Here is a 14,008-nt window from a genome sequence, read left to right on the forward strand (position 1 = left end):
TATGAAGAGATGAATAGAAGAGGATACAGAGGCAGAAAATACAGAACAATTTTGGGGTTCATAGCTGGAATACTATGGAGCCTCCTGGTGTGTGCATGTTCTACTACATCCGCTATACCTCAAGGAGAACAACTCTTTGCAGGATTGGATAAAATAGAATATAAGAATTCGGATAGGAGCAAGTATACTGCTGAGACACAGAATGAGATGGAATCGATATTGGCATCAGCACCTACCGGTTCCTTATTAGGAAGCAGTTATTATCGTACGCCTTTTCCGATAAGACTTTGGCTATGGAATGACTTTGCCCGAAGTAATAATGTGGTGGGGCAGTGGCTTGCCAGAACCTTGGGATCTGTACCCAAGTTGATGAGTAATGTGAATCCTCAGCTCCGGATCCAGGTGGCAGAGAACCAGTTAAGAAAATTCGGCTATTTTGACGGGAAAGTTATGTATAAAGTGAAGACGATGCGCAATCCCAAGGTGGCAAAATTGGATTATACTGTTGACATGGGACATCTGTGGACAATAGATTCTTTACGATATATAGGTTTCTCAGCCCTTTCTGACAGTTTGCTGAGAAACCATATCTCTGAGGCTGTCATCAAGAAAGGTGATCCTTTCAATGTTCCTGATCTGGAGGCCGAACGAGAGCGCATATCCCGTCTGTTCCGAAACCGTGGATATTACTATTACCAGAGTAATCTGGCCTCTTATGTAGCTGATACACTTCATAATAAAGGAAGAGTGCAATTACGCTTTGTCTTATCTGACAGTCTGGAGGAGAAGACAAAAAAGCAGTGGTATATCGGCAATATCAATATTAACCTTCGCAAGCAGTTCCGGGACAGCCTCCAGAACGTCAGGAAGCACCGTAATTTCATTGCTCATTTCAACGGAAAACATTCACCTCTTCGCACGAGTGTCCTTTCTAAAGGATTGAAATTACAGAGTGGGCATCTCTATAATGCAGATGCAGAATACCAGACAAATAAATATTTCCAAAGCACAGGACTGTTTAGTAATTCTTCCATGACTTTTACTCCCCGTGATACGTCTGCCAGTTGTGATACTCTGGATATGAATATGGATATGCTCTTTGACAAGCCATACGACTTCTATGTAGAAGCAAACGGAAAAGGAAAGACCACGGGCCTTATGGGACCGGAACTGGTCCTGGGGTTTACGAAACGCAATGCTTTACGAGGAGGTGAGAAACTGAACATGAACCTTCATGGATCGTATGAGTGGCAGACAGGGCATAAGAATGAAGGCAGCTCTTCGGGAGTCAATTCATACGAATATGGAGGCGATGTATCCATCGTCATGCCACAACTTCTGACCCCCCAAAGTTTCTTCCGCTATTTTGCCACGGGACGCCACCGCCATCATCATTCTCAGACATCTTACGTGCAGACCCCGACAACAACGATAAAGGCTTCCATGAATATCCTGAACAGAGCGGGTTATTTCAGGCGTCATGTCGTTTCCGGAGAATTGACTTATGACTGGATGCCGACCGTACAGTCCCATTTCTCCTTTACACCGATCTCTATTTCTTATGAATATATGAATAGCAGGACGGCTAAGTTTGATTCTCTCTTGAGTTATAATCCCTACCTCCAGATCTCCATGCGCGATCAGATGGTTCCTAAGATGAGCTTTACTTATACGTATACCAGTAAGCCCTCTTATCTGAGCCCGATTACCTGGTCGACGACTGTGAGTGAGGCTGGGAACATACTTTCATTGGGATATTTGGCGGCAGGGCAGAAGTGGAGTGAGAAAAACAAGAAGATGTTCAAGAATCCTTATGCACAGTTTCTGAAGGTAGAGACGGATCTGGTGAAATACTGGAGATTTTCTGGTTATTCTACTCTTGTGGGGCATCTTGCCGGTGGTGTAGCCTGTGCTTATGGCAATGCTACCGAAATCCCTTATTATGAACAGTTCTATGTAGGGGGAGCTAATAGTGTACGGGCTTTTAATGTGAGAAGTATAGGCCCCGGTAAATTCGTCCCCCAGGATTCCCGGTATTCCTATATTGACCAGACTGGTAATGTCAAATTCCTGGCTAATTTGGAGTATCGTCCCCGGCTTTTGGGAAATCTTTATGGAGCACTTTTCATGGATGCAGGGAATGTATGGAATCTCAAGGAAAATGACCGTCAGCCAGGAGGGGAATTTGAATTTGGCAATTTCTTCAAACAGTTGGCTGTAGGTACTGGAGTGGGCATCCGTTATGATATGGGCATGTTTGTCATCCGCCTGGATTGGGGCGTGGGCCTTCATGTACCATATTATACCGGCAAGAGCGGTTTTTACAATATCCCTCATTTCAAGGATGCACAGAGCATTCATCTGGCTGTAGGCTATCCCTTCTGAATGACCGGTTATCCGGACTTCTGCTTTCGGAGGGCGGGAGTGTGTTCTGGGGATGGTCCTTTGTCCTTTGCCAGTATTCTATCAAGAGACAAAAATTATTAATGGGATAAAAAAACAACAAAGCAGCAGTCATTGTCTCCGTTCTTTTTATTAAATTTGCATAGTTAAAGTTATACATAATAATTTTTTTGTCACTATGAAACCAACATTATTGCTCCTTGCAGCAGGAATGGGCAGCCGTTATGGCGGCCTGAAACAACTTGACGGGATGGGACCTAACGGTGAGACCATCATGGACTATTCAATTTACGATGCTATCCAGTCGGGATTCGGGAAGATCGTCTTTGTTATCCGAAAAGATTTCGAGGATCAGTTCCGTAACAAAATCCTGTCTAAATATGAAGGACATGTCCCCGTAGAACTCTGTTTCCAGAGTCTGGAAGCTCTGCCAGAGGGGTTCTCTGTACCAGCTGGTCGTACCAAACCGTGGGGTACTAACCATGCCGTCATGATGGCTCGCGACATCATCAAGGAACCTTTTGCCGTGATCAACTGTGATGATTTTTATAATCGCGACTGTTTCAAGGTCATCGGCAAATTCCTTTCCGAACTTCCTGAAGGCTCCAGAAACCGCTATGCAATGGTTGGCTTCAGGGTGGGCAACACTCTGAGCGAGAATGGAACCGTGGCTCGTGGCATCTGCTCTACAGATGATAAAGGCGATCTGACAACGGTTGTGGAGCGTACGGAGATTATCCGTCGTCAGGATAAGGTCTGCTATAAAGATGAAAAGGGCAACTGGATCGCGGTTTCCGACAATACACCTGTGAGTATGAACGTATGGGGATTTACTCCTGATTATTTCGACTATAGCGCTGATTATTTCAAGGATTTCCTGAGAGATCCTGAAACTCAGAAAAATCCGAAGGCTGAATTCTTCATTCCTCTGATGGTCAATAAACTGATCAATGATGGTACAGCCACTGTAAAAGTACTGGATACAACGAGCAAATGGTTTGGCGTAACTTATTCCGCTGACCGTCCGAGTGTCGTGGCAAAGATCCAGAAACTGGTTGATGATGGAGTTTATCCTAATCAACTCTTTTAATCAGGACTTACGAGAAAACAACTATTGTCTATTCGGCCAGATGGCCGGTAGAGGAAAGCCCATTTATGGATATTAATACCTTAACAGAACAAGAAGCTGCTACCCTGAAAGAGTGGATAGCAACTTCTTCACATATTATTCTCATCGGACATAAGTCGCCGGATGGAGATGCTGTCGGCGCCAGTCTTGGGTGGGCCGAATATTTGCGTTACCTGGGTAAGGCTCCTACCGTTGTGATGCCTGATGCCTATCCCGATTTTCTGCATTGGTTGCCGAATAATGAAAAGATTATGCGGTACGACAAGCGTCCTGATGAGGTCAGAACGCTTTTCTCCGTTGCTGATTTAGTGTTTTATCTTGATTTCAGTGAAGAGACCCGCGTGGATGACATGACGCCTCTCTTGCAGAACTGTAAGGCTAAGAAGGTGATCATTGACCATCATCCCAGTCCTGGACTTGAGGGTGCGCTCATTCTGTCACGTATCGGCGCAAGTTCTACCTGTGAACTGGTCTTCCGTATTGTATGGCAATTAGGAGGATTTGAGGCGATGACACAGCATTTTGCTGTCCCGGTCTATTGTGGGATGATGACGGATACGGGAGGATTTACTTATAATAGTAATGATCCCGGCATCTATTTCATCATCAGCCAGCTCCTGACAAAGCATATTGACAAGGACAAGATCTATCGTAATGTCTTCAATAACTATAGTTCCTGGGCAGTTCGTCTGCGAGGATATATCCTGTATCAGAAGCTGAATGTCTTTGACGATCTGCATGCTTCTTATTATACGATTACCCGGAAAGAACTCCGCAGTTTCCATTACATTAAAGGAGATGCGGAAGGCCTTGTCAATGAACCTTTACGGATCAAGAAAATAAAACTGTCCGTTTCTCTGCGGGAAGATACGGATCAGGATAATCTGGTATGGGTAAGTCTTCGTTCTGTAGATAATTTCCCGTGTGATCAGATGTCTCATGATTTTTTTAATGGCGGGGGGCATCCTAACGCCAGTGGCGGCAAACTTTTCTGTACGATAGAGGAAGCTGAAAAAGTCGTAAGAAAAGCCATAAAAGCTTATGCGGGCTTGTTACAGTAAAATCTTTTTCGTATTTTTGCAAAATGATTCTGGTATAGCTTGCGAAGTTAGGAGGAGTGAGCGCATCAGCTCCTGAAGCGCAGGTCTTGAGCAGACCAATGATGATACAGTTGCATAAAAACTTTAAGTAATATGAGCTTCGGCAATCTCTGGATAAAATCGGCGGGAAAGAAATTCAATGAATAATCTGAAAATGAATAAATTAATCGTCGTAGCATTAACATTCCTGGTAGCAGTCTTGACCTTCTCGGCATGTAGTAGTGATGAGACTTATGCCAATGAAAGAAAGACAGAACGCCATAATATTAATACTTTTATCATAACCAACGGGATTCAGGTGATCTCGGAGGATGAATTCAAGAAGGATACGGTGACGCTCTGTGATTCAACGCATAATCAGTGGGTGTTGTTCAGCAGCACAGGTGTTTATATGCAGATCCTGGACCGGGGAGACGGTACACCTATTCAAAAGGGGCAGACCATTGATGTTCTTTGCCGTTTTGCAGAATATAATCTGAACGATCAGGCGAAGTTCAAGATTACAGATCCTTTGGTATTGGATTCGGCTCAATTGACTGACGAATATCCTATTTCAACAAATGGAGGTCAGCCGGAAAAGCTATCGGTGACAGACAATAGTGGTACTTTTACGGCTTCCTTCGATAGTAAAACAAGTTTGATGTACAGCGCTTACAGCAGCACGGCTGTTCCAAGTGGTTGGCTGGTTCCATTGTCATACATTAATCTCGGGCGTGATGGGCGTGTCGCTCATGTACGTCTTATTGTTCCTTCAGCAGAAGGGCAATCGTATGCATCAAGTAGTGTATATGCTTGTTTTTATGACATTACTTATATGAGAGGAAGATAAAGGTTTTTTAGGAAAGATATTATGACGTTAATAAAATCTATTTCAGGAATCCGAGGTACGATCGGAGGGCATGCGGGGGATACCTTGAACCCACTCGACATTGTAAAGTTTGTTTCTGCTTATGCTACTTTCATCCGGAAGGGTGAAAAAACTTCTGCGAGGAAGATCGTCGTCGGACGGGATGCCCGCATCTCCGGCCTGATGGTCAAGAATGTAGTTTGTGGAACACTTATGGGAATGGGTTATGATGTCCTGAATATCGGTCTGGCTACCACTCCTACCACTGAACTGGCTGTCCGGATGAGTGGGGCTGCAGGGGGCATCATCATCACTGCCAGTCATAATCCACGGCATTGGAATGCCTTGAAACTGCTGAATAGAGATGGGGAATTCCTCACTAAGGAGGATGGAAACGAGGTGTTGGATATAGCTTCCAAAGAGAATTTTGAATATGCTGATGTAGATCATTTAGGGAGTTATACTGATGATATGACCTTTAACAAGCGACATATTGATGCAGTATTAGCTCTGGATTTGGTTGATGTTGAGGCTATCAGGAATGCTCATTTTAAGGTGATCGTGGACACCATTAACTCTGTCGGCGGTATTATCCTTCCAGATCTTTTGAAAGCTCTTGGCGTGGAAGCACGCTTCCTGAATGGTATACCTAATGGTAATTTTGCACATAATCCGGAACCTCTGGAGAAGAATCTTGGCGGTATCATGGAGGCTGTCTCAAAAGGAGGCTATGATCTGGGCATCGTCGTGGATCCTGATGTTGACCGTCTGGCTTTCATTCAGGAAGACGGGAAAATGTATGGTGAAGAATATACGCTGGTCACGGTGGCCGATTATATATTGGATCATGTCAAGGGCTCTACGGTCAGCAATCTGAGTTCTACCCGTGCTTTGCGGGATGTTACGGAACGGCATGGCTGTACCTATTATGCTGCAGCCGTTGGCGAAGTGAATGTGACGACGAAGATGAAAGAGGTCGGTGCTGTCATTGGTGGAGAAGGAAATGGCGGGGTGATCTATCCGGCCTGTCATTATGGTCGTGATGCTCTTGTGGGAATAGCTTTGTTCTTAAGCAGTCTGGCTCAGAAGGGATGCAAGGTTAGTGAACTCCGGGCTACTTTCCCGAACTATTTCATGGCTAAGAACCGGATTGACTTGAAACTTACTACGGATATCAATGCTATCCTCGAGAAGGTAAAGGATCAGTATCATTCTCGGAAAGATGTCCAGGTGACAACAATAGATGGTGTCAAACTCGATTTTTCGGATTGCTGGGTTCATCTGCGTAAGAGTAATACAGAGCCGATTATCCGTGTCTATAGTGAAGCTAAATCGAAAGAGAAAGCTGATGCTATCGGCAAGCAGATTATGCAAGAGGTCGAACAGATGCTGTAACAGCATCGGGAGAATGAATCTTGCAGAAATTCAGGCAGGCTATCCGATTAGATGGCCTGCCTGATGCGTTTTCTCCCATATTGTTGTTTTTCAGAGTCGTTTGTTTAATGAAAGTGGATGACTCCTGTCGGAAGAATAGTTGTATGGTGATTCGTCAGATTCTTGCCAATGATAATTCCGCCTTCAGCATTGATGCCCTCTCCTTGATGTTTCAGTATGGCAGTTCCGGAAATATCTTTATATCCGGTATTTGTAGTTGTTGTTTCCAGCGTTGTTTGTATAGAATTGTTTGGGTTAAGGAGAAAGGTATAACTGCTGAATTGATTCCATACGAAAAAGGAAGAAAGATTGGAGAATCTTCCTGTTTCTATATTCTCACCTAAGACGAAATGAGGAGAAAAGCGATATGTCCCTGAAAGATACAGAGAGTAGACGTTGATGGGTAGTTCATGCTTGAAATGAAGATCACCGAAATGCGTGCCTCCTCTCAGTAAAAATTTTCTTGTTCTCCAAAGCGGAAATTCAGTAGTTGCGATGCGATATTTCATCAGTAATTCTACTTGATGCTCCTGCATGGATATTGTCAGGGGGAGTTTATTCGCAATAGGATAGATATAGACAGGACGTGTTCCTTGCAGAAAAACAGATGGATATTCTTCCCATAGAGAATCAACAGAAACGGCCGTCCCTGTCTGTTTGATCAGATGAAGGTCCATAGGTGTAGGGCTCGTCTTCAGATAGTCAGGATGATTAGTCTGTCTTTCTGCCTCTTGGGACTGAGGTTTGAAAATTTGTGTCCGGATATCCTGAGCATAAATATCGAAAGGAAACAGGAAAACAACCCCTGTTACTAAAATCCATTTCAGTTGTGCTTTCCTCATATTCTATTAGTATTTCTCTATTCTGATGACTGTCAAAAGACAGAAAACCCCTATGCAAAGTTATAATAATTATTTAGAATTGAGGAGAATTTTTTGTTAACTGTAACTTTTATAGGAAGAGACTAATAAGCAGAACCTGTACTCTTATCATTAGAAATATTCTTGTTTGATAAAAAATTACTTCTCTAGGTTAGCAATTAACATATCTCAGGGATATAATAAGTAAAAAGGCGATGGAAAGAAGGCGCATAACTAAATTGTGTCAAAGACTGTTGACCGGTTATTATTACTCCATGATTTAAGTTTTACTTTATTCCGATGAAATCGCTTAGTGGCCTAATTTTGGCCCTGTATGTGTTTAAGTGTTCTTTCAGAATGGGGCTATGCTTAAAGGTAATGGGTTGAGTACCATCAAAATGAAGTACTATATAATAAGGTGCATGAGTTGGTTTAAATCCTAATTCTTCCAACGACTCTTTTGTCCAAATTTGAAATGAGCCTTTTGTCCTTAGTTTGAACAATTGAGCATCCTCGCCACCGGTGTGGAGTAATACGTATTTCATCCGTTCAAATCCTGGAGTTACAAGAAGAGAACCTTTAGAATCTCCTGCACGGAGATAACAAATACCCTTTTCGATCATCTTTGCTTTTAATTCCCTTCTAGCATGATTGACTATTACCATAACTTCCTCGGGATTTTCAGACATTTTTTTTAGAATTGTCTTAGCCATAATTGGATTTTCAATTTCTTGCTTCCTTCGGATTCCGTAATCCAGATATTCTTTACTTTGATCAATACCGATAAATCTTCTACCTAGAAGGTTTGCTGCAATGCCTGTGGTACAACTTCCTGCAAAAGGATCAAATATCATATCACCTTCATGAGTTGAGGCTAAAATAATGCGATAGAGCAGCCGGAGAGGCTTTTGTGTAGGATGTTTGCCACATTTGAGTTCCCATGAAGAAAGAAAGGGGATTCTCCAAACATCTGTCATTCTTGTACCTCCATTTAATTGTTCCATGAGATCACAATTAAAGAAGTGGTGTCCACGTTCATTTTTTCTTGCCCAGACAATATATTCTGTAGTAAAGCTGAAATAATTTCTTGATAAGGTCGGTTTTGCATCTGATTTTTGCCAGACAATAATATTAAGAATTTTATATCCTAATTCAATCATGCAGGATGCTACAGAAAAAATATTATGATACGTTCCAGTAACGAAAATAGTAGCATTTTCCTTTAATATTTTTCGACAAGCAGAGAGCCATTTCCGATTGAACTCATTAATTTCTTCTTGACTTTTAATTCTGTCCCATTCTCCTTTTTCAAAGCTTTTCCATGTTCCATTAATGCAAGTTGAAATACCTTTTGACAAAAAATATGGTGGATCTGCAAATATCATATCAACTTTCTGATTTATATGATTAATCAGTCCCATCGTATTGCCATGTAGCAATGTGAAATCTTTATTTTGTGTCGAGAAGTAGTATCCCATTACATATTAAAGTTAAAAACCATTTCCTTTTGTTGTTGAGTGGCTAGTGATTCAGTCTGTAAATCAAAATTGAATACTAATGCCTCAATCATTATATGACGATTTTCTAAATGACCACCACTATGATAGAAATGTTCTTTGACTTTTACATTGAAATTATTCCAGTAACGACTCATCATTTCATTAGTCCGAAATTCGTTATGATGCCAAGTAGATAGAATGAAATGCGCAGGAGTATTGCGCAAAGCGCAATATAAGGCTTCTTCATCATTTTCCGTCCAGCCATTGTAATAATCTACGTATCTTCCGAAATATGGAGGGTCACAATAAATTAAATCACCTGCTTGGGCATGATGAATAGTATCTATGAAATTTTGATTATAAAATTCCCAGTGATACTTGTTAATAATCCTTTGTGTAGCAGCGATCTGGTTACATATCTTAGTGATGTAGGCTGGAGCAAATCTATTGGGCTTTTTACAGAACGGAATGTTCCATTCCCCATGGCGATTGAAGCGCATCATTCCATTAAAGCCCGCTCGTGATAGGAATATGAAATCGAAAGGACTATGCTTGGCATTGAAGCGATCCTTTACTTTACGATAATAGGCATATCCTTCTTCTTCTGCGTTGGAGAGCAGTTTACCTTCTTTTTCAAGATATTGGCGCATGTTATTGGAGTTTATTTCACTGGTTAAGAGACCATTATAGAAATTAATGATATATGGATTACTGTCTCCAACATATCGATTTCCTCCGACTGGAGCGTTTAAACCAACTACACCTGTACCAAAGAAAGGTTCAATCCAGTTTGTATGAGGTAAATCTAATCCAGAGTGATATATAATGTCATTTATCCAAGGTACAAGTTTTGTCTTGATACCTTGTGATTTTATTGGAGGTACTATTATGCCATTATTTGGTTTTTTGCAGTTGTTCAGCATTTCCTTATAGTATTGCTAAATGATTTTAATATATAAAATTAGCAAAGTATATCTAAATATATAATTAACCTGCCTTTATTTATGGGATTAAGATATATCACGAGCTTTACTTTATAATTTACTTAATAGTGTTTTTTGATTCTCAAGATATTGCTTATATGTTTTGAGATTACTATAATGTGGGATGCCGATTCCAGCTGTTCGGGCATCGACTTTGTTGAAATATCCTTGCCAATAATCATTAAATACGTCTTCTCCTAAAGTTGAAAATGGCCCTTCTCCGTTCAGTAACTTCTGTATATTCGTAATACCACCGATATTACGAGTATTGCCACTTCCCGGGATGTCGTTTGCTATCTTCCATTTTGGTTGTACAAAGAAGATGAAATTTTCAATTACAGAGTGGATGATTCCGAGATCATCAACGTCATAGATATTTCGTTCGTTGACATACTTGGCATTTTTTTTATATAACATTCCTAAAATAGTATGAGAACTGTAAGAATTGTAGGTATGGTCCATACTTTTCACTGTGTCTCGTTCTCTGAAATACCCCCAATATGAGCCTAAAGTTAATCCATTAATATTTTCACTATCATAATAACTGGATTTGAAATCGACAGCGAACAAATGTCCATCTTTATCTTTAAATGTTAGGTCTGGATAAAAGTTTTGTTTTGACGGAAGTTCAAGTTCTAGTTCATGAACTTTGGCAAATTTATCTAATTTTGGAATAAGTAATATTTCAATGATTTTTGATACTACTTTTGTGTCATTTGTTATGGTATAGACATTTTTATTTACATCAATAAATCCCTTGACTATCCACTCATTATTTGTCGTTTCAAGGAAATTTTTATAACCTTGTACTTCTTTTGTAAGGAGATTCAAAAATTCTTCTTTCGTCATATTGTAATATCATGAATGATTATACGAAATCTTATTGTCTATCATTACTTTTTGATGGGATAACTATATATAGTAATACTGAGAAGTCTTGTAATCTTTTAGTAAGGTCATTTCCTTTGCTGATTGCGAAAAATTCGTATTTTTTATTGCTGATAATTACTATGTCTTTGTCAAAAGGCTCGATACCTGTTCTTTACTTCACTTTTTCTGTTCAGAACTTTATCGATTTAAATCTTTATGACTTTGCATGTGATTTTAATTTACCTTTAGCAAATATAATACTTTTCTTTGAGAACTTATCGTGAATTAGAAAAATAATAAGAAATGTATAAGTTTTATTGAAGAAATTTTGTTTTGCTAGTGCTACTAACATATTTAAACCATAAGAAAATCTTTCATTTAATATAGGGGTTTTTCAGTGAAAGTGCGTCTTAATAATAAAAAAGAATTGATGTCTCCAGTACCATCTGACTATAATATGGTCCTTTGAAGGACTGGATTCTGGATAAGCAGGATGGAGAAAACAACTGGAGTAATGTGATATAAGAATCAAGTGTTTGAGGTTTCTCTGGCTTATTTATTTTGCTGATTCAGCCAAGAGTAATCAGCCCCACGAAAGTTTATTGCTTGACTTTTGTGGGGCATTTATAATAGACACTTTTGGAAGTATCCGTCACTTGTATGTGAACTTTTGTGAAGAGAAAAGTACTCTGGAGTAAAGAATATCTAGTTAACTTCGTAAGTTTCTTGCGAGATATAAGATGAGGGATAAAGAAATTAATGTTACTGGTTCTACTTAGTATTATCTTGCTGATTTCTTGCGATGAAAAAGGATCAGATGTGATCTATGATCTCAATCCAATGTTATATCAAAGTCTTTAATAAGAATGGGCAGAATATGCTGGATTCAACGAGTGTGGGCTATGACCGGACTTTTGTACACCATACAAGCCTTAATTACACTCTATTTATGAATTGAGGCTGGCTGTTATGAATTTCGGTAAAAAAAGTGTTTTTAAACAATAAATACGATATAGCGTATAGGATTAAACTAAAAATTATTATCTTTGTATATACTTTGTGATTGATAATGAAAAAACATCTGCTCATCATTTCTATGTCTATAGCTATAATTGCTCTCGCTTCTTGTGGGCGCAATACAAAACTTATGACGAAACTTGATGCGGCAGACCGGTTGATGGAAAACCGCCCGGACAGTGCACTGAGCCTGTTGGCAGGTCTGAAAGACAGTGTCAGGGATGGAAGCAAAAGTGTGCAGATGCGCTATGAACTGATGAAAACCGAGGCGGAGGACAAATGCTATATCACACATACTTCTGATTCCACAATGCTTGTTGTGACGGATTATTTCGACCATCATGGAACCCTGTTGCAAAGGATGAAGGCTTACTATCTTTTAGGCAGGGTATACAGCGATATGCAGTTCACAGGGGATGCCATTGATTCCTATAAGAAGGCCTTGTATATGGAAGGGCACGATGACAGTCTCACTTACACGGTACGGGCACGGGCAAGCAACTGGATCGGCCAGACACTGATGTATCAGAGGATGTACAAGAAAGCGTACGGCTATTTCCTCCGTTCTTATTGCTTTTCCAGAAAGACAGGAAATGTTACCATTGAGATTTATCTTCTGCGTGACATCGGCCGCTGTCTGTCTGCTATGAATGAAGAGGAGAAGGGGCTTTCCTATTTCCGGCAATCGGCCCGGCTGGCAAAAGGAACAGGAAACGGCCGGATATTCAAAGTCGTTATGGCCGAACTTGCTTATAATTACATGGATCTGAAGGATTACAAGAAGGCCAAGCAGGCTCTTGACGTATCTTATTATGATGAGGATTCCGTTTATGATCATGCTTGTCTGGCAGAATATTATTATGAAACAGGGAAGACGGATTCAGCGGCAGTTTATTATAGGAAAAGTCTGAATCGGGACAATATACCGATCTGTCTTGAAGCCTCGCTGAAATTATTCGCTATCAGCACAAAGCAGGGACATCAGACTGAAGCCAATGCTTATCTGTATCAAAGTATGAATTGTGTCGATTCTCTTAACATGAATACGATCCGGCAGAATCAGAATCTGATCAAGGTGCTCGGGCACAAACTGGAACATGAGAGACAACTGAGCCATGCTACAAAAATGAGGAATAATGTGATATTTCTGTTGATCTTGTGTTTTGTCGTCTTTGCGTTCCTTGGTATCTATTATGTGAAAGCCAGAAAGGCAAAAAGTAGAATCCAGCAGGAGAAAATGCGGCAGTTGGTTTCTGAACTTCAGTCCGAAAGCAGAAGCATCATAGCTAAGAATGAGAAGAGAATCCATGAACTGGAGAAAGAGATCTCTTCCTTGAATATGCAGATTAGTGATACCCGGAAGTCAATGCTTCAGACAGAAAAGGAAAAACTGATCAGTGAAAACAGCAAGATCAAGTCTGAACATAAATTGAGAGGTTTGCGTATCCGGGAGTTCAAGGGCTCTGAAATTTACAGATCATTTCATAGTCACAATTTCCATCCCACTGATGCTGATTACCTCGCACTGGAATCGGGGGAAAACCAGGCATTTGGTAATTGTATTGACAAGATCAGAAGAGCAAGCCATAGTATAAGTGAAAATGACATCAGAATCTGCATCCTGCTCAAAGCAGATATCTCGTTGAAAACGATAGCCGTCTATATGGGCTATGAGCTGAATAGGCTGAGTATGGCGAGAGTCCGTTTATACTCCAAACTATTTAACAAAAAGGGTACAGCATTACAATTGGATGAATTTATTCGTAATTTGTGACTTTTTCTGTTTTTTACGTCAAAAAATCCTTTTGTGAACCTTTGTGAAGTGGTTTTTGTCTACTTGTGAACCTTTGTGAACTAAAAAATCCT

General features: G+C 40.4%; 10 protein-coding genes. 6 read left to right on the plus strand and 4 right to left on the minus strand.

Annotated features, from left to right (window positions below; translation table 11 throughout):
* Positions 1-9 precede the first annotated feature (9 nt).
* The 5 genes from tamL to glmM all read left to right on the plus strand — a co-directional run bounded on the left by tamL (position 10) and on the right by glmM (position 6,874).
* On the plus strand, positions 10-2,385 hold the full coding sequence (gene tamL / locus ACYRYG_RS05760; RefSeq protein WP_293418889.1) for a translocation and assembly module lipoprotein TamL: 2,376 nt from the start codon (positions 10-12) through the stop codon (positions 2,383-2,385).
* Positions 2,386-2,581: 196 nt separating this feature from the next.
* Complete coding sequence (locus ACYRYG_RS05765; RefSeq protein ID WP_293418886.1) at positions 2,582-3,493, plus strand: glycosyltransferase family protein; 912 nt, start codon at positions 2,582-2,584, stop codon at positions 3,491-3,493.
* 65 nt (positions 3,494-3,558) lie between these two features.
* Positions 3,559-4,593 (plus strand): DHH family phosphoesterase, encoded by a 1,035-nt coding sequence (locus ACYRYG_RS05770; protein ID WP_460197820.1) that lies wholly within the window; start codon positions 3,559-3,561, stop codon positions 4,591-4,593.
* A 193-nt stretch (positions 4,594-4,786) separates the two neighbouring features.
* Positions 4,787-5,461: a DUF4827 domain-containing protein gene (locus tag ACYRYG_RS05775; protein ID WP_293418880.1), complete on the plus strand. Its 675-nt coding sequence runs from the start codon at positions 4,787-4,789 to the stop codon at positions 5,459-5,461.
* A gap of 21 nt (positions 5,462-5,482) precedes the next feature.
* Positions 5,483-6,874 (plus strand): phosphoglucosamine mutase, encoded by a 1,392-nt coding sequence (gene glmM, locus ACYRYG_RS05780; protein ID WP_460197821.1) that lies wholly within the window; start codon positions 5,483-5,485, stop codon positions 6,872-6,874.
* Positions 6,875-6,978: 104 nt separating this feature from the next.
* Here glmM and ACYRYG_RS05785 read toward each other — a convergent pair whose 3' ends face one another.
* From ACYRYG_RS05785 to ACYRYG_RS05800, 4 genes are all read right to left on the minus strand, one after another.
* Positions 6,979-7,755: a hypothetical protein gene (locus ACYRYG_RS05785; protein ID WP_293432975.1), complete on the minus strand. Its 777-nt coding sequence runs from the start codon at positions 7,753-7,755 to the stop codon at positions 6,979-6,981.
* 305 nt (positions 7,756-8,060) lie between these two features.
* Positions 8,061-9,251, minus strand: a complete 1,191-nt coding sequence (locus ACYRYG_RS05790) for a DNA-methyltransferase (protein WP_293425448.1) — start codon at positions 9,249-9,251, stop codon at positions 8,061-8,063.
* The gene (locus ACYRYG_RS05795) at positions 9,251-10,195 is read right to left on the minus strand and encodes a DNA adenine methylase (protein WP_293418868.1); all 945 of its coding nucleotides are present in this window, start codon (positions 10,193-10,195) and stop codon (positions 9,251-9,253) included. The genes ACYRYG_RS05790 and ACYRYG_RS05795 overlap by 1 nt, the downstream gene beginning before the upstream one ends.
* A gap of 111 nt (positions 10,196-10,306) precedes the next feature.
* On the minus strand, positions 10,307-11,104 hold the full coding sequence (locus ACYRYG_RS05800; RefSeq protein WP_293418865.1) for a type II restriction endonuclease: 798 nt from the start codon (positions 11,102-11,104) through the stop codon (positions 10,307-10,309).
* 1,090 nt (positions 11,105-12,194) lie between these two features.
* On the opposite strand from ACYRYG_RS05800, the gene ACYRYG_RS05805 reads away from it, so the two are divergent.
* Positions 12,195-13,916: a tetratricopeptide repeat protein gene (locus ACYRYG_RS05805; protein WP_460197822.1), complete on the plus strand. Its 1,722-nt coding sequence runs from the start codon at positions 12,195-12,197 to the stop codon at positions 13,914-13,916.
* Positions 13,917-14,008 lie beyond the last annotated feature (92 nt).

The sequence above is a fragment of the Segatella asaccharophila genome (assembly GCF_054687055.1).